15 protein-coding genes, 1 pseudogene and 1 riboswitch are annotated in these 21449 nt (G+C 40.3%); of the genes and pseudogenes, 6 read left to right on the top strand and 10 right to left on the bottom strand.

The features are described from left to right. The first annotated feature begins 133 nt into the window (after positions 1–133). Positions 134–1579 (top strand): NADH-quinone oxidoreductase subunit N, encoded by a 1446-nt coding sequence (locus L2764_RS06225; protein ID WP_248939367.1) that lies wholly within the window; start codon positions 134–136, stop codon positions 1577–1579. 61 nt (positions 1580–1640) lie between these two features. Here the strand turns inward: L2764_RS06225 and L2764_RS06220 are convergent, their stop codons facing one another. Next, positions 1641–2831 (bottom strand): amino acid permease, encoded by a 1191-nt coding sequence (locus tag L2764_RS06220; protein ID WP_248939366.1) that lies wholly within the window; start codon positions 2829–2831, stop codon positions 1641–1643. Positions 2832–3147: 316 nt separating this feature from the next. Then, a riboswitch (yybP-ykoY riboswitch) is annotated at positions 3148–3341 on the top strand. A gap of 20 nt (positions 3342–3361) precedes the next feature. Here L2764_RS06220 and L2764_RS06215 point away from each other — a divergent pair. After that, positions 3362–3919 (top strand): TMEM165/GDT1 family protein, encoded by a 558-nt coding sequence (locus L2764_RS06215; RefSeq protein WP_248939365.1) that lies wholly within the window; start codon positions 3362–3364, stop codon positions 3917–3919. 134 nt (positions 3920–4053) lie between these two features. On the opposite strand, the gene katB is transcribed toward L2764_RS06215, so the two are convergent. The 3 genes from katB to L2764_RS06200 all read right to left on the bottom strand — a co-directional run bounded on the left by katB (position 4054) and on the right by L2764_RS06200 (position 6559). Further along, positions 4054–5523 carry a catalase KatB gene (gene katB, locus L2764_RS06210; RefSeq protein ID WP_248939364.1) on the bottom strand — a complete coding sequence of 490 codons (1470 nt, stop codon included), beginning with the start codon at positions 5521–5523 and terminating at the stop codon, positions 4054–4056. Between the two features lie 368 nt (positions 5524–5891). Next, positions 5892–6224 (bottom strand): antibiotic biosynthesis monooxygenase family protein, encoded by a 333-nt coding sequence (locus tag L2764_RS06205; protein WP_248939363.1) that lies wholly within the window; start codon positions 6222–6224, stop codon positions 5892–5894. Beyond that, the gene (locus L2764_RS06200; protein WP_248939362.1) at positions 6221–6559 is read right to left on the bottom strand and encodes an NIPSNAP family protein; all 339 of its coding nucleotides are present in this window, start codon (positions 6557–6559) and stop codon (positions 6221–6223) included. The genes L2764_RS06205 and L2764_RS06200 overlap by 4 nt, the downstream gene beginning before the upstream one ends. Before the next feature lie 219 nt (positions 6560–6778). Here L2764_RS06200 and L2764_RS06195 point away from each other — a divergent pair, with 219 nt between their 5' ends. Further along, on the top strand, positions 6779–7399 hold the full coding sequence (locus tag L2764_RS06195) for an ArsR/SmtB family transcription factor (protein WP_248939361.1): 621 nt from the start codon (positions 6779–6781) through the stop codon (positions 7397–7399). A 69-nt stretch (positions 7400–7468) separates the two neighbouring features. On the opposite strand, the gene L2764_RS06190 is transcribed toward L2764_RS06195, so the two are convergent. The 5 genes and pseudogenes from L2764_RS06190 to L2764_RS06170 form a co-directional block, all read right to left on the bottom strand. Continuing rightward, a complete protein-coding gene (locus L2764_RS06190; RefSeq protein WP_248939360.1) occupies positions 7469–9805 on the bottom strand; it encodes an ExeM/NucH family extracellular endonuclease in 2337 nt (778 codons plus the stop codon). A gap of 375 nt (positions 9806–10180) precedes the next feature. Continuing rightward, positions 10181–12811, bottom strand: a complete 2631-nt coding sequence (exeM, locus tag L2764_RS06185) for an extracellular exonuclease ExeM (RefSeq protein ID WP_248939359.1) — start codon at positions 12809–12811, stop codon at positions 10181–10183. A 317-nt stretch (positions 12812–13128) separates the two neighbouring features. Continuing rightward, positions 13129–15729 (bottom strand): extracellular exonuclease ExeM, encoded by a 2601-nt coding sequence (exeM, locus tag L2764_RS06180; RefSeq protein ID WP_248939358.1) that lies wholly within the window; start codon positions 15727–15729, stop codon positions 13129–13131. A 531-nt stretch (positions 15730–16260) separates the two neighbouring features. Next, positions 16261–16911 (bottom strand): helix-turn-helix transcriptional regulator, encoded by a 651-nt coding sequence (locus L2764_RS06175; RefSeq protein ID WP_248939357.1) that lies wholly within the window; start codon positions 16909–16911, stop codon positions 16261–16263. A gap of 325 nt (positions 16912–17236) precedes the next feature. Then, positions 17237–17814: pseudogene (locus L2764_RS06170) on the bottom strand (DUF2238 domain-containing protein). A 172-nt stretch (positions 17815–17986) separates the two neighbouring features. Between L2764_RS06170 and serA the strand changes: the two are divergent. The 3 genes from serA to L2764_RS06155 all read left to right on the top strand — a co-directional run bounded on the left by serA (position 17987) and on the right by L2764_RS06155 (position 20681). Continuing rightward, entirely contained in the window at positions 17987–19216 is a 1230-nt protein-coding gene (gene serA / locus L2764_RS06165) for a phosphoglycerate dehydrogenase (RefSeq protein WP_248939356.1), read from the top strand. A gap of 121 nt (positions 19217–19337) precedes the next feature. After that, positions 19338–20300: a tRNA-modifying protein YgfZ gene (gene ygfZ, locus L2764_RS06160; protein WP_248939355.1), complete on the top strand. Its 963-nt coding sequence runs from the start codon at positions 19338–19340 to the stop codon at positions 20298–20300. A gap of 120 nt (positions 20301–20420) precedes the next feature. Continuing rightward, positions 20421–20681: a DUF5062 family protein gene (locus L2764_RS06155; RefSeq protein ID WP_248939354.1), complete on the top strand. Its 261-nt coding sequence runs from the start codon at positions 20421–20423 to the stop codon at positions 20679–20681. A gap of 119 nt (positions 20682–20800) precedes the next feature. Here L2764_RS06155 and L2764_RS06150 read toward each other — a convergent pair whose 3' ends face one another. Beyond that, the gene (locus L2764_RS06150; RefSeq protein WP_248939353.1) at positions 20801–21358 is read right to left on the bottom strand and encodes a hypothetical protein; all 558 of its coding nucleotides are present in this window, start codon (positions 21356–21358) and stop codon (positions 20801–20803) included. Positions 21359–21449 lie beyond the last annotated feature (91 nt).

Here is a 21449-nt window from a genome sequence, read left to right as displayed (position 1 = left end):
ATTTTATTAATGATCCGCTTCGCTATGCGCTTAATATTGGCGGTGACAGACATTTCAACTATGCACGTCATATTGAAGCCAATAACTCGCCTTAAATACCCTCAACCTGTATTTCCCACAAGGAGTGATAAGCATGCAATTATCTGATTTAATATACTTATCCCCTTATATCTCCTTAGGATTAGGCGGGTTACTGGTTTTATTAACAGGTTTGCTGCCCGGTTCCCATAAAACACCATTATTTTTCACGGCCTTAGTATTCATACTAACAATACTCTTGTCTTTTCAACAACTCGACAGTCACCAGGTCATTGAAAATTTCATACTCATTAATCGATTTACCCAATCTTGCATTATTTTCTTCTGTGTCATCGGACTCATCACATTGTGGATGTCGGTTAACGCCGCGTCTCTTTTTAACCAGCTCGATGAAATATTTTACAGTCTACTGATCTTTGCTGTACTGGGTATGAGTCTTATCCCCAGCAACAATATTATCGCCTTTTTATTAGGCATTGAGTTAGTGACTATTGCCAGTTTCTGTTTATGTATCTGGTCTCCCAGTCGATACGGGGCAATAGAAGCGGCCAGCAAACTCATGATCATCGCAGGCGTTGCCTCAGCATTTTTAATCATGGGGATCGCACTCACCTATTTAGGCTCTGGTACCTTATTGTTTTCCGAAATATCTAAAGGGCTCAGCACCCATTCGGGCAACAACATTATTACCTTCATTGGCTTAATGTTTATCATCATTGGAGTCGGATTTGAGCTCGCACTCGCCCCTTTCCATAATTGGCTGGCGGATTTCTATGAAGGGGCGCCTCTGCCTATCGTGAGCTTTATCGGCACCATAGCCAAACTCGCCATTTTAGCTTGGGCTTTGCTTTTGCCCCATTGGCTGGGTGAGGCACTCTGGCAATATATTGAACCCGTTATCGCAACGATTGCCATTATTAGTATGATAGCAGGGGCCTTATTAGCACTCAAACAAACCAACATTAAGCGATTACTCGCCTATTCATCGGTCAGTCATTTAGGCATTATGCTCATTCCATTAGCCCTTTATCAACCCACCAGCTTCACTGTCATCATTTATTATGGCGTAAGTTATACCTTAATGACGTTTGCAGCTATGAGCATATTGAACAGTTTAGAAAGTGATCAGCAAACCATCACCCTTGAAGGACTCAGGGGGATCGGCCGCCGTCAGCCCATTATTGGCATTTGCATGACCTTTGTTATCTTATCTTTAGCGGGGATCCCTCCCTTAAGTGGCTTCTTTTCAAAATTTTTAGTGCTACAAATCACATTAAATAATGCTGAATATGCCTTTGCTATTATCATTATTCTCAGTAGTGCTGTGGCATTGTATTACTATTTAAGACTCATACTCGTCCTGTATCAACAACCCGATGAAACCCTCTCTCTCCAAGTAAAACCTCACACAATTCCTCCCCTTAACGGCTTACTTTATTGGAGCAATCATATCTTCATTATTTTTGCGACATTGACTGTCATTGCTTTAGGCATTTGGGCACAACCCTTTATAGCCTATGCAATGGGAATAATATATTGAATGATAGAACAATAAAAAAGCGGCCAATGGCCGCCTTTTTATCACTCACTTTAGTGTGCGTTTATAAGGCGACCCATAATTGAGCAGCAACAATCATCACCCCCGCAATCCCCACTAGCGTTAATGCTACATTACCACCAGAGACTTGATATCCTTCCATCGCCACTTTTCTCTGCTTAAGGGCCATAACAATAGGTAAGAAAATAATCATAAACACTAAGGGAATGGCAGCAAAACCCAGTACCGCCACGAAGCCATCAGGAATATAGAGTGCACAGACTAAAGGAGGAATAAAGGTAATCAACCAAGTCCGAACTTTAGACAGTAGCGTATCATCAGCACGCGTTAGCTCTGCAATAAAATCATACAAACTTAATGTCACACCGAGAAAAGAGGTCACCAATGCTAAATCAGCAAACAAGGCAATAAACTTACTGATCCATCCTTGATTAGCCATTTCTTGAAGTGCACTCACCAGCGCGGGTAATGAGCCTCTAAAACCATAAATGGCTTCACCGCCCACGGTACCTAACGTTACTGCAAGCCAAAGAATATAACAAACTAAAGGGAGGCTCGAGCCAATCAGCAACACTTTACGTAAAGCAACAGCATCGCCATCCAAATAGCGGACTAAAGTCGCAATACAGACATGAAAACCAAAAGACGTAAAAACAACGGGGATCGCTGCCATCCAAAGTGAAGAACGAGGATCGAGTGTGATGACTTCCATCGCCATTTGAGATGGACTGACCTCAGGCAGCAAGACACCGACCATCACCACTAATAAAATAACCATTAACGAAAAAAGAAACCGAGAGACCTTATCGACCCAAGCAACGCCGAGCGCAGCAAATAACCCTAAACTCACCGTAAAAATAATCACTGCCAATTGATTATCCAATACCACATCAAACATCGTACGCGCTTTTAATACCAGTAAGGATGAGCCGCCAGTCAAATACGCCGCGGTCAAAGCAAAGAGTAAACTTAAAAATGATAAACCTTGAATGAACTGCCCTTTTTTTCCTAATAATTTTCCCGTAATCGCATGCACATTATCCCCAACACCTGAACGTAAGTTCACTTCTAACATCAGTAATGAGGTATAAATCGATATCCCCCAAATAACGACTAATAATAACACTGCTGGGATCATCCCCAGTGCAGCAGTCGCTAACGGTAATGCCAACATCCCCGCACCGATAGCGGTGCCCGCCACTATCGTGATTGAACCTAATATTTTTAAATTCACAAGTTCGTCCTGTTTATTATATTTTATAGTAATGACATCAAGATAGCGCGACCCAAAAAGAAAACGCAAAGACAATGTAATTTAACATGATCCCTTACGATAAAGTAAGACGTTGACGTCAACAGTAAGCTACCACTTCAAACCGCAGCAAAACAAATAAGGATTAACAAAAAACAATAAGATCACAAAACAAATACATAAACACACCACTTAAACAACCTTAAGTCTGCATTCATAGGCAATATTACCTTGTTTTAGGCTTATATTTTTCACTCAGGATTGCACTTTACTTATTTGCCCTTATACTGATCGGCCTACTTCAGGGGAGTAGCTAACGATTTTATGTTTTACGCCATAAAATCGGGTCAGCATCAACATACTTGGCCAAACGCCATGGTGCTGACAGCAAGTCTTATTCAGGGATGTTCCAATCCTAAGACTTTCCAGCAAGACCTGAGTACAGTAACCGCACTTTGGGGTGGAGGTTTGCTGTACCCAGATGTTTTTGCCACCCCTAAAGGATCAATACCTTGGAAGCTTTAATCACCTCAACCATCAGTGTCGCTATCGCCGAGATTGGTGATAAAACCCAATTACTGGCACTCATACTCGCCGCTCGCTTCAAAAATAAAACCGCCATTATTTTAGGAATGTTACTCGCCACCTTACTGAATCATTTTGCCGCCGCTTGGTTAGGTGAATGGCTGATGAGTTATGTCACTCCCATAACAGTACGCTACTGGGTTGCAGGCGCCTTATTCTCACTCGCTTTGTGGATCCTTATCCCCGACAAAGTTGATGCTAAAGAAAGTCGATTTTACGTATTAGGTCCTTTTCTGGCCACATTTAGTTTATTCTTTCTTGCAGAAATAGGCGATAAAACACAAATAGCGACGATGGTGCTCGCGGCTAAATATAATGATTTAACCTTAGTGGTTGCTGGCAGTACATTAGGCATGATGATCGCGAATGTCCCGGTGATTTTCTTAGCTCAATTCAGTGCCGATAAACTGCCTATGCTCTGGATCCATCGCATATGTGCAGTGTTATTTGTGATCCAAGGGATCGCCACACTGCTATGGCCTTAATCTCTCAGCCATCCACAACTCTCTAAGGAAGAATCACGCTACTACGAGCTTAATTTCTTAATATCCATAGTCATTAAGAATGAAATAAAAAAGGGAAGCCTTAGCTTCCCTTCCAGGTTAATCAATATGGCAGGTTATAACCCCAATATATGCTTTATTCGAGCGCCATAATCACTATCCGCTTTTTCAAAATGCGCAACCATCTTTTGCTGAGTGACAAGTGATACCTGTGATAACGTGCCAGTGATGTTATTCACTAGACGCGTTTTTTCATCATCTGAAAACAAACGATAAAGATTACCCGCTTGAATGAAATCATCTTGATCATAGCGACTATAACGATCCGCCTCTCCATCTAATCTCAATGGTGGCTCTGCAAATTGTGTGGCATCTTTCAATCCTTCTAAAGAGTTGGGTCCATAATTTGGACGATTATCCCCGCCAGTTTGACTCCCATTATAAGGGCATTGCGTTCCCGCCATTGCGCCAGCTCGCTGATGATGATCCGCTTTGGTCGCATGAGGACAGTTAACCGGTAACTGATTATAATTCGCCCCAATACGATAACGCTGAGCATCAGCATAAGCAAACAGACGCGCTTGGAGCATTTTATCTGGTGAAGCTCCCACTCCCGGCACTAAATTACTCGGTGCAAGTGCAACTTGCTCCACTTCAGCAAAATAATTATCAGGCATGCGATTAAGCTCTAATTCACCAATCTCAATCAGCGGATAATCTTTATGAGGCCAAACTTTGGTTAAATCGAACGGGTTAATATGATAGGTATTGGCATCCGCTTCTGGCATTACTTGAATTTTAATTGCCCAACGAGGGAACTGGCCATCACCGATCGCAGCAACCATATCCCGTTGAGAAGAGTCAGGATCGATACCTTTTAAAACATCGGCTTGCTCAGCGGTTAAGTTAACCACTCCTTGTAAACTCTTAAAATGGAATTTCACCCAAAAGCGTTCACCCGAAGCATTCCAAAATGAAAAAGTGTGTGAGCCAAATCCATGCATTTGCCTGTAATTAGCGGGGATCCCACGGTCTGACATTAAAATAGTCACTTGGTGTAAGGCTTCAGGATTAAGTGCCCAAAAATCCCACATAGCATGAGGGTCTTTTAGATTGGTTTCTGGGTTACGTTTCTGAGTATGAATGAAATCGGGAAACTTTATTCCATCTCGTAGAAAAAAGGTTGGGGTATTATTACCCACAATATCGTGATTACCGGTTTGAGTATAAAAGCGCAATGCGAACCCTCGTGGATCCCGCTCTGCATCAGCAGAGCCCATTTCGCCTCCCACGGTAGAAAAGCGCACGAAAGACTCTGTTTTTTTACCCACACCATTAAAATGCTCTGCGATGGTATATTGACTTAAATCTCGTGTTAACGTAAATACGCCGTATACACCCGTTCCTTTAGCATGCACAACACGCTCAGGTATACGTTCACGATTAAAATGTGCTAATTTTTCAATTAGATGCCAATCTTGAAGTAATAGAGGACCACGCTCTCCGGCTGATAATGAATTTTGATCATCAGCAATTGGAGCCCCATTTTGCGCTGTTAAGTACTCATCTTGGTCATTCAAATTCATTACCTTAATCCTCATTATTTATCAGGCGTCTCATGCAATCATGACAGTGAAAACTCACCCTTAAGACAACTCTCTTCATTTTGATCGCTAGATATACGTTATTTACCGATAAACTAATACTAGTAGAAGATAACTAGTCTATATAACGATTGATTTAGATTGGATTGATCGTTATATACGATTAGAATTAAGTAACCCTATAAATAGTAAGAAACAAACAACACCGTTTAACAACATAGAAACAAATGTAAACACACACTAAGTTAACACGATTGGTTCGATTAAGATCTACTTACCTTTTGAATTTTAAATAATAATAGAAATCATTAATAAGTGTTTCTATTAACACAAAATATCAACATGGGAAATTAACCCGCATTAATAAGTGCTTGTTGGCGATCACGAATACTGTAATCACGACTCACTTGAGCAACTCGGATCCGGTAATGCTGAAATAATTCTTTTTTACCCCGATCTTGCGCTTCTTTATGCAAAAAATACTGTCGCCACTGCTTCACTGAAGCTTCATCTTGCCAAAAAGATAATGATAAGAATTTTGTCGGTTCAATGAGACTTTGAAACCGTTCAATAGAGATAAACCCTTCTATTGTCATTAAATGACTTTTCAACTCTGCTGCAATGCAAAAATATTCTTCTTTTCCTGAGGTCTTAGGGATCACTTCAAAAATCACTGCTATCATCTTTTTCCCCCTATCCTGTGCTGGTATGTTTCGGGAACCGCGGCTAAGAATGTACGCTTTTCTTCTAAAATAAATTGTTCTCGCTGAGCAAACATGAAGTTGTTTTTACCTTGTTCATCTTGTTTAAGGCATTTTCGATACTGTTCATATGCTGCCAAGTTTACAAAGCTAATCAAACCAAATGCCACATTATTCGTGCCTTCATGAGGTAAAAAATACCCCACTAAATCTCCTCCACATTCGGGAATTATTTCCCCCCAGTTTTCAGCATACTGTTGAAAAAGTCTGAGTTTAGCAGGAACAATTTTATACTCTATAAAACAGGTGATTGTCATCGTTCTCATTTCCTTTTATATTCAATTTATTATTTTCATTAAGAGACAATGAGTGTAACCCCGACTAAATCACTATGCTTCGGTCCCCATCGAACTAAAAAAACAAACACAGAATGAAATAGCACTATTGATTGATAGCTGATAAGAATGAGGAAAGTGAATGACCCCCAATATAGCCTATATTGCTGCACTCATAGGTGACTCTGCCCGTGCAAAGAGTTGACGGCATTACTGTCAGGTAAAGCCCTGACTGCTATGGAGCTGGCCATTGAGGCCGATATCGCAGCTTCGACAGCCAGTAGCCATTTAAATCAACTCCTTGAAGGAGAGTTACTTCACGTTAGAAAACAAGGCCGACATAAATACTTTCAACTAGCTGATCAAAAAGTTGCCGCCTTACTCGAACAGCTCCTCAATGTCAGTGCTACATTGTCACACCCTAAAGCCGCAACAGGGCCGAACAATCCACGATTAAGGCAAGCACGAGTTTGCTACGATCATCTTGCAGGCACATTTGGCGTTGCCTTATATGACAGCTTAATGTGCAATCACTACATTATTGAAAGAGATAACGACACCCTATTAACGAATAAGGGACAGCTTTTCTTTAACACTATCGATAATACTATCTTTACATCAAACACAAGCAAACAGCCTCAATGTAAAGCCTGTTTAGACTGGAGCGAAAGACGCAGTCATATGGCGGGTCAACTGGGTAAATGGATGTTAACCGATCTACTCGGTAAAAAATGGGCCACTAGAGACTTAGACTCAAGAGCGATTCAATTTACTCAACAAGGGCTCATATTGTTTTCAAAACGCTATAACATCTCATGCTAAATAATTAACTAAATAAAAAAAAAGAAGGCATATGCCTTCTCTCATTTTTATCGCAACCAATCTAGTCGACTACAACCTTGATGCTCGGCGTCTTAGACCAGAAAATAATGCCAATAAGGCAATACCCATAAACTGTAAACTGCCACCATCATCCTCTTCAGCCTTAGGAGTTATTTCTGGCGTCTCAATAGTGCCTGCATCTGGATAATAAAGATCTATCAAAAGGGGATCATGATCCGATGAAGAATACACATTCTCCTCTTTTTTCAGCGTCCCCGTGTATTGACTGGAATACTCAAATAAGTTCGACTCAGTAGAATTTATATGCCAGTCAATAACACTCACAACTTTATCAGCTAAGCTCTCATTACCAATAGCATAATCTAAACTCCCATTTTCACCATTATAGTTATATGAATACGTCGTTAAGCCATTTTCCTGACGATTAAGATTAATCAAACCATAGCCTTTATCTATTTTACTGCCCTCACGTTCATACACATTCCCCTCAAGGGTTGTCCATGATGCCGTGCAAATAGGCTGTGCTGTTGGAGCCGGATCAGTTGTTGAATTTGCCGCTTTAAGAGGACAAACCGATGTATCTGCAGCACCAAAGTCTAACTCTGAAGCGTCATAATCGGTTAATACTCTAATAGGATCTTCCATACCATAACTGTTTAAATCGCCAATAATCAGTAAGTCACCCTCAATACTTTTCACTGACTCGGCTAATATCTTAGCCGCGGATACCCTAAATTCATTACAGTGTCCCTGTAAATCACTCGGATCACTAAATTCACTACTATCCACCCAGTCCTCGAAACAAGCAGATCCTTTTGATTTAAAATGATTCACCACGACTGTTAAACTGTCTTCATTAATACTAAAAGTTTGCCCTAAACTATAGCGCTGAGATTGATCAAACGCAGGGTTTAAATCAGGTTCAGCTTCGGTTCCATTATCAGCGTTTGCAGCTACCCCACGATCGGCCACTTCTGCAATAACATGCTGCTCCGGCATCGCAATCACAAAAGCATCATTAACAGGTGAGACTGTTTCTAGGCGATACAATAGCCCGACCATGATAGAGTCTGTGCCCAAATAAGCACCTTGATATTTATCACTCGGCGCAACCTCAATAAATTGGTAAGCTAATTCTTTGGCTAACTCTTTATTGAGCGCATTTAATAAATCTTGAATAGCACTGTTATCACCAAATCCATTATTTTCAATTTCCATCAAGCCAATAATGTCGGCATTCATCTCAACCAGCGCATTAACAATTTTTGTGCGTTGAAGTTCAAGATCGGCTGCTGTTTTCGCGCCTCGAATATCGTCACCTTGAGTGACATTTTCATGGCCACCAAAACCAGAAGTAAAAAAATTCAATACATTAAAGCTCGCGACTCTTAAATCAGCATGTTCTGCAATTTCAGGTGCCGCCTCTCTATCATGTGCGTGGGTAAAGTCGGCTGCCGTTACTGTATTGGTTGCGATTAAACGATATTCACCATCACTAAAACTGACCATACCTTCTAATGACGTTAAGCGATCACCCACCCGAATATAAGCCGTTTGGGCATTAAAATCATTAAAGTAAGGAATAACGCCATCAGGCGCTTTGATATCTGACTCAAGTATTAAACGGTTAGCCTTATTAGCAGTTTCTATTGCAATCGCAGCATTTGATAAAGCAGGAGAGACCTGCGTCGCCTTAATAAGCGACCCTTTATGAGATAGCATCAAATTATTACGGCCCACACTGCCATCATAGCCAAAATTACGCGAAACATGCATATCACTATTAATATCAAGCTTAATTTTCATACCTTCTACGCGTTCAAGTGCGATGGTTAAGCTCTCACCATCACTGACAAACAATAACACTGGCTCAGGAATCGCAATTGCACCACCTATTTCAATTTTAGGCTCTATGCTCAAATCAATTTGTGTGAGGCCATTGTCCTCTTTTACTTTACCTTGAACACACACTTCAACGCCAGGCTGAATAGCCTCTGGCGCGATATCACTTAACGCCACAAAAATACCGTCAGAGCTAAAAGGCGAGTTCTCCCCCCCCACTTCTTTTAAGTAAAACCCTTTAAGTAATTCCTCACCTCGAGCGGTGACAACGCCTTTTACATTAATGGCATGTTCAGAGTAAAAAACCCCCGTATCTACCCCTTCTTCAATCGTCGCTAAAGGGCTAGTGCTCTCCGTTCCCTGCACATCATATATGGGGGTGAGAACAGAATTACTGCAGTCTATTGTCTCTATCTCTATCGCGATAGTATTGGTTAACACTTCATTTAAAGGGTTACGACTGTTCATGTCTGCGTGTGCCATACTTGGCAACATCGTGGCAAGCGCCAGCGAAGTCATAGTCAATTTTGTTCTACAAACCATGTTATCTACCTTATTTATCAAACTTACCGATTAAGCTTATCGTTATCATGCTGACGCTTTATTCACGCTTAAAATACAGATAAAGAGCGATCACTACAGAAGCGAATAAAACATAAATCACAACAAATAAGGAACAAAAGTAACACAGAAGAGCCAAAGAGATAAAGCCCCTTTCAATGAATGAAATCAGTGAATTAAATCAATGGAACGGTAATATTGGAGGGCAGGCTTGGATCATAAGTTAAGTTTAATCTTGCACTGATGCAGTCAATCTAAAATGACGAAATATCATAAACAATAAAAAAGGGAGCCAAAGGCTCCCAATGTCAATTTCATTTCACATCCATAATCAATGAGAGCTAATGGCTCCTTTGATTAACGTTTGCGACGTGACAATCCCAATAATGATAATAGCCCTAAGCCTAAGAAGCCCAGTGAGCCACCGTCACTGCTGCTCTTACTGCCAGTATCAATTTCTGGCTCAACCTCAGGCTCTTCTTCTGTGTAATCAAGCGCGATGATCACAGGATCATGATCGGATGCTGAGAACGCATTATCAGACTTAACAAGATCGCCAGTATATTTGCTTGAATACTCAAACATATTCGACTCGACCGAGTTAATATGCCAATCTTCAATCGCCACCACACGCTCAGCAACACTCGTATTCCCTAACGCATGATCAAGATTTCCTAGCTCACCGCTATAGTTATAAGAATAAGTCGCTGCGCCATGAGCTTCAGTATTAAGGTTAATAAAGCCATAACCTTGTTTAATCTCACGAGCTTCAGTGTCGAAAACTTCCCCAGCTAATGTCGTATGAGATGCGGTATATATAGCGCTATCAGACGTTTCGGCGTCATAATCGGTTAGCACTCGAATAGGATCTTCCAACCCATAGGCATTCATATCACCGATAACAAGAATATCGCCTTCCACTGTACTTAACGCATCACCGAGAACAGTCGCTGCCGATACACGAAACTCATTACAACGACCTTGTAGATCGGCAGGATCGCTACTTTCAACACCTTCGATCCAATCTTCTAAACAAGCTGACCCCTTAGATTTAAGATGATTCACCACAACGGTTAAACTTTCATCATTAATGCTGAAGGTTTGAGCAAGACTGTGACGCTGATATTTATCATAAGCAGGGTTAGCTTCTGCTTGCCCATCTTTAATACGTGCAATGATAGTGTCAGGTGCATGCTGCTCCGGGGTCTCAATCACAAAAGCATCACCCACTGGCGTAACGGTGCTTGGGCGGTATAAAAGACCCACAGCAATAGCATCAGAGCCTAAATATTGACCGTCATACTTATCCGCATCAGTAATTTCAATAAACTGATAAGCCTGCTCTTTTTCAAGCCCACTGTTAAGCGCGGTTAATAAGTTTTGAATGGCACTTTTTTCACCATAGCCGTTATTTTCAATTTCCATTAATCCGACAATATCGGCATTCATAGCAATAATCGCGTTGACGATTTTAGTGCGTTGTAGCACCATATCAGCTTCGCTCTCGGCGCCACGATTACTACCACTTGGGTTAGCATCGCCTTCGATAGCATGAGTGAAGTAATTCAATACATTAAAGCTTGCGACACGAATATCACCTAATGAGGCAGCCTCAGGCGTATCAAGCCTGTCGTTATTATGAATGAAATTCGTTTCTTCCAGTGTATTGGTGACGACCAAGCGGTATTGGCCGTAACTGTAACTCACCATCCCCTCTAAATCAGCGATTGTGTCACCGATACGAATATAACCCGTTTCGGCATTAAACTCGTTAAAGTAAGGTACTACGCCTGAACCAGCCTTATAATCTGACTCAATGAAAAGTTGATTCAAACGGTTTGCTTCCGCTAAAGCGATGGCTTCTTCAGATAGCGGTGCATAAACTTGAGTCGGTTTCATTAAAGGCGATTTGTGTGACAACATCATATTGTTACGACTCGCATCATAATCATAGCTAAAGCTACGGCTCACCAATAACTCATTCGTGGCTTCAAGCTTAATTTTCATGCCTTCGAAACGTTCAAGCGCCGCTTGTAAGCTATCGCCCTCATTAACATAAAAGCTGGTCGCAGTCAGTGTCTCACCTTGGGCGCCCACTTCCATTTTTTGCTCATCTTTGATATCAATTTGCGTTAGGTCATAATACTCTTTCACTAATCCTTGCACGCACACTTCAACGCCTGGTTGAATAGATGCAGGTGCTTCTTCACCTAGGTAAACAAAAATACCGTCAGAGGTCTCAGCAACGCCATCTCCTTCGACATCTTGCAGATAAAAACCTTTGAATAAACTCTCGCCACGCGCGGTAACAATCCCCTTAACAGTCACTTCAGAAGCTGACTCAAAAGTGTCTTCGTCGATCAAAGGGCTAGTCGTACCTGTACCTTGTACCGTATAAATCGGTGTCAATGTATGATCTGCACAAACAAAAGGTTCAACTTCGATAGGATCCGGTGTGTCGCCCTCGTTGCTGACAGTCCCTAAGCCTGAAAAGGTATCTTTATCTAATGCTGTCCACTGACTCGCAACAAAGGCCGCACTTGCTGTTAAAGCATCGGTATTACGTGCAAACGTGGTATCTTGGCCCCAACCACTTTCAGTCGGCACATCACCAACCACATCGACAACGACATCACCATTGAGTAATCCAACGGCGTCGCCGCCATTAAACACTAAGCTACCCGTCATTGCATCGACAGACTCATCCAAACCTAGAACAGCACTCGAATGGTGAATCACTTTTACTGCACCCGCTGCAATCTCACCTTCAAGTGTTACCGAATCAGATGCCTCTGTATCACCATCTTTATAACGGACTAAGCTATACGTTGATAAATCAACCGCGCTATCACCACTATTATAAAGCTCTATGGCTTTATTATTACTGCTACCTTCGACATACTCACTGATGATCACATCAGCCTGCGCCATAGTCGGTAACATGGCAGCAATTGCCGCCGAAATTATAGTTGTTTTTGTATTATACATTTGATTTCAACCCCAGTTTTATCATTAAATCACCCATTCTGTGTTGGGCGTAAGCGGGATTGTCACAGACTTTAACTGTTAAAAAAAGGTAAAATAAAATATTTTTAAGACCAATAAAAACTATAAAAGAACAAAGTAAAGTCAAAAATCAAACAAACCATGCATTTAGTTAACAATAAAACCCTAATATAAAAATGATGCTTAATGTGAAATAGAATAAATAATGACCATAAAAAAAGGGAGCAATATGCTCCCTTTAAAAACATCATGAATATTCAATATCAATAACCATCAAATACCCTGAGCAATTCAGTCTATTATCGCCAAAAACCCCAACGAGATAAAAACTGAATAATACGCTCAATGATCTGCTCGATAATCGAGGGCGTCGGTGTTTCTTCTTCAGGCTCAGGATAACTTAATGCAACAATAACGGGATCATGATCAGAGGCTGAAAAAGCATTTTCAGATTTCGTTAAATCCCCAGTATACTCACTTGAATATTCAAACATAGTCGATTCTACTGAGTTAATATGCCAATCTTCGATTGCTACCATACGCTCAGCGACACTGGCATTACCTAAGGCATGATCGAGATTACCGAGCTCGCCACTATAGCTATAAGAGTAAGTTGCCGCGCCATGGGCCTGAGTATTAAGATTAATAAAGCCATAGCCTTGTTCAATCTTACGCCCTTCAGTATCAAACACTTCACCCGATAGAGTGGTATTTGATGCCGTATAGATATCAGCAGTTGAAGTCGTTGCATCAAAATCGGTTAACACACGAATAGGATCTTCTAGGCCATAGGCATTCATATCACCGATAACAAGAATATCACCTTCAACGGTTGCTAATGCATCACCAATAACGGTAGCAGCAGAAACACGAAACGCGTTACAACGACCTTGTAGATCAGCAGGATCGTCATTTTCCTCACCCGCTAACCAATCCTCTAAACAAGCAGACCCCTTAGACTTTAGGTGATTAACCACAACCGTTAAGCGTTCATCGTTAATGGTAAAGGTTTGCCCTAAGCTGTGACGCTGGTACTTATCATAAGCAGGGTTAGGCTCCGCACTATCACCTTCACCTCGGGTTACAAGCCCTTCTGCTGCATGTTGCTCAGGCGTTTCAATCACAAAGGCATCACCAGACAATGTCACTGTACTTGGGCGATATAAAAGACCGACGGCAATGGCATCTGATCCTATATACTTACCCTCATATTTATCAACATCATTAATTTCAATAAACTGATAAGCCGCTTCTTCATCAAATTCGCCATTCAGTGCCGTTAATAAGTTTTGAATGGCACTGTTTTCACCATAACCGTTATTTTCAATTTCCATTAAACCGACAATATCGGCATTCATGGCAACAATAGCATTCACGATTTTAGTGCGCTGCAAGATCATTTCAGCTTCTGTTTCTGCACCGCGATTACTGCCCGTAGGATTCGCATCACCTGCAATGGCATCGGTAAAGTAATTTAATACATTAAAGCTTGCGACTCGAATATCGCCTTGGGTCGCAACAGTGGGCGAATCAAGTCGATCATCAAGATGAATAAAGTCACTCTCAATAAGCGTATTCGTTGCGATTAAACGATATTGATCGTAGCTATAACTAATCACACCTTCAAGGTTAACCAGTTGATCACCAATACGAATATAACCTGTCTCAGCATTAAAATCGGTAAAATAAGGCACTGCTCCGTCATCGGCTTTAAAGTCTGACTCGATAATTAACTGGTTTTCGCTATTGGCATCCGCTAAGGCGATGGCCGCTTCAGACAGAGCTGGGTAAACTTGTGTGGGCTTCATTAAAGGCGCTTTATGTGACAACACCATATTATTACGAAAAGCATCATAATCGAAGCTGAAGTTACGTGTTACCTTCATCACACTCGCTAATTCAAGTTTGACATTCATCCCTTCAAAACGCTCAAGCGCTGTTGCTAGATTTTCTCCTTCCGACACATAAAAAGCACTGGCCGCAAGCATTTCCCCTTGCTCACCCACTTCCATCTTCTTGTCATCTTTGATATCGATTTGAGTCAGGTTGTAATACTCTTTCACCAATCCCTGCACACACACTTCTACACCAGGCTGAACAGTATCAGGCGCAGCTTCGTTCAAATAAACAAAAATACCATCCGATGTTTCAGCTAAACCGTCACCTTCTATATCCTGTAAATAAAAACCTTTAAATAAGTTTTCACCACGCGCGGTAACCACCCCTTTAATCGTCACCTCTTCAGCAGATGCATAAGTCCCTTCAGCAATAAGCGGACTCGACTCTCCAGCACCTTGTACCGTATAAATCGGTGTTAGGATCTCACCTTCACACGTAAACGGCTCTTCAACAGGTGCGTCAGGATCCACAACATCGGCAATAGCCCCTAGACCCGAAAAAGTATCTTTGGCTAGCGTCGTCCATTGGTTTTCAATAAAAGCGGCACTCGCACTCAAGGCATCTTGATTACGCTGTAAAGTGACATCTTTTCCCCAACTAGACGCTGTTGGAACACTGCCCACGACATCAATAACCGTATCGCCATTGAGCAGCGCAACGGCATCACCGCCATTAAAGCTAAAGCTGGCAGTCATAACATCCACATCAGCCTCTAACCCCAAAGACGCACTGCCATGAGCAAGGACTTTTATTCCACCGGCGGCAATTTGTTGTCCATCAAGAGAAATAGCATCTGTCGCGTCTGTCGATCCATCTTTGTAACGTACAATACTGTAGCCCGTTAAATCGACACTGCTATCACTTGTGTTATAAAGTTCGATAGCTTTATTAAAACTACTCCCCTCAACATATTCACTAATAACGATATCGGCCTGAGCCAAATTTGGTAACATAGAAGCCACGGCAAGCGAGGCAATGGTTAGTTTTGTTTTATACATCATATTATCAACCCTACTGCTTTATAATTTAATCACCCATTTTTTACTGGGTGTAAAAGGATTGTCACAGACTTAGCTAATAAAAAAAAGTAATAAACAAAATATTTACACATCACCTTTAAATATATCACATCAATAAAGAGACAACCCATAATAAAAAGTGCTTCAATAATATAAGCATTTTATTTAGTAAAATTTTGAATATAAATAATTTATTTTGATTGTAATATTTAAATACTCACTAAATCAGCGATTGTTTTTGCCAAAAAATGATAATGAAAAATAATAATAAAAATATCGACAATAGAAAAAGCAATTCCAACACAGTGCCTACATTGATTAATATAGAAACAGATTTAACAATGTAAATAAATGTAAGCAACCAAAACCACCTTAATAAAAACCAACGGAATACTACGATACAAAGGATATCAAAGTGTACAATAAATATTAAGTTAACAATATTGAAACATAAGCACAATTAAAAAATATGGATTTAAATTCAAATAAATGGTTTTCAAACTCTGCTTATTATTAGAAATGACTTTCAAATGTTTGTGCCCAGCGTAATAATTCAACTCGATTTCTAGACTCCGTCTTACGATAAACAGAAGATAAATGCGCTTTAACAGTATGCTCACTGATACACAAACGCTCAGCAATTTCTTTATTTCTCGCACCACTTGCTACCAACTGAATAATCGTTTTCTCTCGTGTCGTTAATAAATGGAGGGCGGCAACCGACTGAGGAGACAAACCCGCAGCAGGATCAGAACGCTCAATTAAATGACGATAGACTTTACTCAGTAATGGCCTTTCATACCACAGTTCATCGGCAATCATCTTACGTAAGGCCGTGAGTAACAAGTCCATTCTCTGATCTGAAAATAATATCCCCCTGATCCCTAGCATTAACGCTGATTCAGGATCAATACTATCTCGCTCAACGCAATATAAAGCGACAGGGACATGCTGTACTAATTTCACAGCGATCAATGGAATACCGTTATTATTGAGTGCTGCTTTTTGCTGAGCAATGAGATAAAAGCTGCTTTTATTCTCCGCTTCTAACTGCTCAACCTTACTGACAACACGCGTTTTAAAACCAATCGATTCTGCTAAAATAGCAAGATGACAAGGTGTGGTCATTTGGTGAAGAAACACTAACTCGTCAATATCTGCCATGCTTAATTACCTTTGACTTCTAGACAGGATAAATCCTTTTCCAATAGAAGATTAAAAACCATTGGGGCACGCTGTTTAGTATAGGTCAGTAAAGCCATTACCCCCAATGAAGTGGAGAGCTGAAATCCCATCAAAACAAAAGGTGTTAACTTAACCGATTTTACAAACTGAAGAAAACAAGATCATATTCCTTTACAAAATCAAATTCAATCGATTGAATTTAAAATAGAAATAAGCAGCACCCAGTATTCTTTCATAAATAAAATATACTGGATGCAGATAAATGCTCGTTCAAGCGTTTTTATGAAGCAAAACCTGCCAATCATTAAACTGTAAACTGAAGTTTCTCAATTTGCCCATCTTGGTATTTAGACAAGAAGAATAAAACAAGAATACTGTCAATCAATGCCATTAACATATCTGATTGCGTATCCCATACATACCCTTGTGTACCTAAAAATTCCTCAGCGCCGTCACAATCGCAACCCACCATTCAATTAACTCATAAGATGCTGATAAAGCTAAAACAAAGCAACAAATAAGAAAAGGTCGCCAATAACTCACCTTAATGACATTCAAGCGAATAAAAATTTCTCTCGCTAACGTAGCCGGAATAAAGCCCTGAACAAGATGCCCTATCTTGTCATAATTATTTCGCCCACTATTTGTCACCTCTGCGACCCAATCAAATAATGGGACTTCAGCATAGGTATAATGGCCACCGACTATTAAAATGATACAGTGGTGTAAGATAAGTCCATAGGATAAACTCGTTAACTTGAAGCTTTTAAAGGTAAAAAATAACACCGGTAAAGCGATAATCGCGGGTAACACCTCTAAAAACCATGTGAATTGATCTTTAGGGTTCACACCTGACCATATCAACACAGCAAAATAAGTCATTAATCACAAGAGCTTGTTATGCAAAATAATTTCTCCTAAAATAATATTGTTCTAAATGTAAAACAAACACTTTAGCCATCTAGCCCTCCACACTGTAAATAAAAAATGCTATTTTATACGCAGCTCACAACAGAATCTCGCTTAAACCAACAAATTATAAGGTACTCACATCATGGCGCAATACTCGCTGGAAAAGGATAAAATTAAAATCCTGCTATTAGAAGGCGTACACCAATCGGCTGTTGACGTATTCCAACGTGCTGGTTACAGCAACATTGAATACCATAAAGCATCGTTAGGAGAAGAAGCTTTACAAACAGCAATTAAAGATGCCCATTTTGTTGGACTGCGCTCTCGCACACAATTAACTGACAATGTCATCGCAAAAGCAGAAAAATTAGTCGGCATCGGCTGTTTTTGTATCGGCACCAATCAAGTCAATTTAAAAGCAGCTGAAAAGCACGGTATTCCAGTATTTAACGCTCCGTTTTCCAATACCCGTAGTGTAGCAGAACTCGTTCTTGGTCAAGCCATTATGCTATTGCGAGGCATTCCTAAACGAAATGCAGCCGCTCACAGAGGTGAATGGCTTAAAAATGCAATAGGCAGTTTTGAAGCCCGTGGTAAAACCTTAGGCGTCATCGGTTATGGCCACATCGGTACCCAATTGGGTATTTTGGCTGAAACACTGGGGATGCGCGTTATCTTCTTTGATATCGAAGATAAATTACCTTTAGGTAATGCACAACAAGTTCATACGATTGAAGCGCTTTTATCGGGTTCTGATGTTGTCAGTCTGCATGTTCCTGAAACCAAACAAACAAAGGACATGATAGGCGCTAAAGAATTAGCCCAAATGCGCAAAGGCAGTATTTTTATTAATGCTTCTCGCGGAACAGTGGTCGATATTCCTGCATTAGCCAGCTCAATTAAAGAAAACCATCTTGCTGGTGCCGCTATTGATGTATTCCCTGTTGAACCAAAATCGAATAACGATGAGTTTATCAGCCCATTACGTGGACTCGACAATGTTATTTTAACACCTCATGTGGGTGGCAGTACCTTAGAAGCCCAAGAAAACATCGGCATTGAAGTGGCCGGTAAGTTGGTTAAATATTCCGATAATGGTTCAACGATGACCGCGGTGAATTTTCCAGAAGTGTCACTGGCACAACATACTGGCACCTCACGTCTATTGCACATACACCATAACCGCCCAGGGGTCTTAATCAAAATTAACCAAGCCTTTGCAGAGCAAGGTATCAACATTGCAGCTCAATATTTACAGACAACCATTGATATTGGTTATGTGGTTATGGAAGTCGATTCCGATCAAGGCAGCAAAGCACTTGAACAAATGAAATTGATTGAAGGTACCATTAGAGCGCGCCTACTTCGTTAATGGAAAAGCAATTTAAAAAGCACTATTCAAATAGTGCTTTTTATTCTTATTCATATTGCACGACGAAGAATTCAGGTTACAATCGAGACACTTGCTCATTTATAAAATGTCGGATCACTCCATGACACATCCCCTGACTCAATCTAGCTGGTCTCTTGATCAACAAACACCTGAATTAATGATAATTCCACTCACACATTTAGGATTAATGAAGATCAGTGGAGAACAGCACCACAGCTTCCTTCAAGGACAGGTGACAACAGATATTGACTCTTTAGGTACAGATAAATGGCATTGGGGTGCCCATTGCGATCCTAAAGGCAAAATGCTAGCAAGTTTTCGAGTCTTTAATTTTAATGACGCGCTACTGATGTTAATGCCTAACACAACATTACAAGCAGACTTACCTCTGCTAGCCAAATACGCTGTTTTTAGTCAAGTCGAACTCACAGATGCCAGTAATGAGTTCACGATCTTAGGGATTACAGGGACGCAAGCGAGCACTTGGATTAAAAAGCAATTCGGTGAAGTCAATTCTCCGGTCTCCTTAATTGAAAATGGTATCATCATTCAAGATAATGACCGCTTTATCATTATTGTAAAACCTGAGTTCGCCAATCAATTAATGACGAATAATGACACATTCATTAACCACAGTGCTACTTGGCAAGCACTTGAAATTTTAGCGGGCTACCCTAATATTGATGTCGCCCATCAAGGGCAATTTGTTCCTCAAATGTGTAACTTGCAAGCCATCAATGGCATTAGCTTCACTAAAGGTTGTTATATGGGGCAAGAAACCATAGCCAGAATGAAATACAGAGGCGGTAATAAACGTGCTCTGTACATCATTTCAGGCACCACAACCCAAAATATTTCATTAAACAGTAAATTAGAAATCGCCTTAGACGAGCTCAATTATCGTAATGCAGGAAAAATCATAGAAATTGTTCAGGATAACGATAGAGTGTTACTGACCGCAGTCATGCCAAACGATACGACAATGGAGGCTACATTACGCTTTCAAGGTGACACTCAAGCCAACCTACGTATTCAACCCCTTCCATACTCACTAGAAGAATAACTTGAACGTTAAAAATGAAGACTGATAAGTGACTCACCCAGAAGTAATACACCATAAATCTGTTTATTCGAGTCACCCTAAAAACTCAATATGCATAGAGATAAAACAGGGAAACAACATATGAAAGCAGGAAAAAATGATGCAAAACTGTTAAAGCTCGCGATCGAAATAGGCGTTGGGTACGCAAAAAAAAGAGGCTTTTCAGACTTTGATAAGGGTATTTCACCTAAAGATAAAGTCGAATGTATTTATCGCCTACTGGTTAAAGACAAGCTCATACAGCCCCTTGCAACAGATAAAGAAGACGGCCCCAATATGAAACACAAACTGATTTTATGGATAACCCGCCAACTACCTGAAGAACACCCATTACTCAAATAAGTTCATGATTATGACATCATAATACCGCGTCATCCTCAAGCTATTAAGAATGACGCAGTATTATGAAACGGCTAAAGTTTACCTAATACACTATAAAAATAACGTTAACCTTGCTGCTGTCAATTATGGTGTAATTGATAAGTATAAATACCACCATCACCCACTTTATCAAAATCAACGGCAATACAGTCTTGACACTTATCATTATTCACATTAAACATATAATGAATATAAGCGTCAAACTTATCCTTCTTTATTATTGATGAAAAAGCAAAATCATTGCCAGAGACTTGATCAATCACAGTCGGTATTTGATTATTATCAACATCCCTAGCTGAAATCACTTTTAACTCTTTTCGGATAAGATCAATAGAGACACATGCAGTTCCATTTCTATTATCAGCCTGTTTATCACTAAAAAATATCAGCTCAATATAAATATTTCCTATATTATTATTAGCATTAGAAGATTTGAACCGATTAAGAGTACTCGAAATAACATAAGTTAACGCTGATGTTTTACCAAACAAATAAAAATCATGAATATCATTCCTAAAAAAACCCCTGCGCATGAAATCATAAGGGCATCCTTTAACCGCAATTTCTCCGACATGTTTAAAACCATTAATATCAGTGATATTCTGATGCTGACTTGCCTTTATATTAGATATGTACATCAAAGTGTCTCTTAAATAAATAGAATGAGTATCTAAAAACTGATGACTCAACATCTGTATTTTGGTCTTTATTATTAATAATAATATCGAT

It is taken from the genome of Shewanella surugensis (genome assembly GCF_023284005.1).
Lineage (GTDB): Bacteria > Pseudomonadota > Gammaproteobacteria > Enterobacterales > Shewanellaceae > Shewanella > Shewanella surugensis.
Note: the sequence above shows the minus strand (reverse complement) of the source record. Positions and strands in the feature narration are given on the sequence as shown.

Bases quoted from the DNA above. Each gene is read 5' to 3' on its own strand.
- L2764_RS06225 (WP_248939367.1), top strand. From the start codon at position 134: ATGCAATTATCTGATTTAATATACTTATCCCCTTATATCTCCTTAGGA.
- katB (WP_248939364.1), bottom strand. From the start codon at position 5,523: ATGAATTTGAATGACCAAGATGAGTACTTAACAGCGCAAAATGGGGCT.
- L2764_RS06205 (WP_248939363.1), bottom strand. From the start codon at position 6,224: ATGATAGCAGTGATTTTTGAAGTGATCCCTAAGACCTCAGGAAAAGAA.
- L2764_RS06200 (WP_248939362.1), bottom strand. From the start codon at position 6,559: ATGACAATCACCTGTTTTATAGAGTATAAAATTGTTCCTGCTAAACTC.
- L2764_RS06190 (WP_248939360.1), bottom strand. From the start codon at position 9,805: ATGGTTTGTAGAACAAAATTGACTATGACTTCGCTGGCGCTTGCCACG.
- exeM (WP_248939359.1), bottom strand. From the start codon at position 12,811: ATGTATAATACAAAAACAACTATAATTTCGGCGGCAATTGCTGCCATG.
- exeM (WP_248939358.1), bottom strand. From the start codon at position 15,729: ATGATGTATAAAACAAAACTAACCATTGCCTCGCTTGCCGTGGCTTCT.
- L2764_RS06175 (WP_248939357.1), bottom strand. From the start codon at position 16,911: ATGGCAGATATTGACGAGTTAGTGTTTCTTCACCAAATGACCACACCT.
- serA (WP_248939356.1), top strand. From the start codon at position 17,987: ATGGCGCAATACTCGCTGGAAAAGGATAAAATTAAAATCCTGCTATTA.
- ygfZ (WP_248939355.1), top strand. From the start codon at position 19,338: ATGACACATCCCCTGACTCAATCTAGCTGGTCTCTTGATCAACAAACA.
- L2764_RS06155 (WP_248939354.1), top strand. From the start codon at position 20,421: ATGAAAGCAGGAAAAAATGATGCAAAACTGTTAAAGCTCGCGATCGAA.
- L2764_RS06150 (WP_248939353.1), bottom strand. From the start codon at position 21,358: ATGTACATATCTAATATAAAGGCAAGTCAGCATCAGAATATCACTGAT.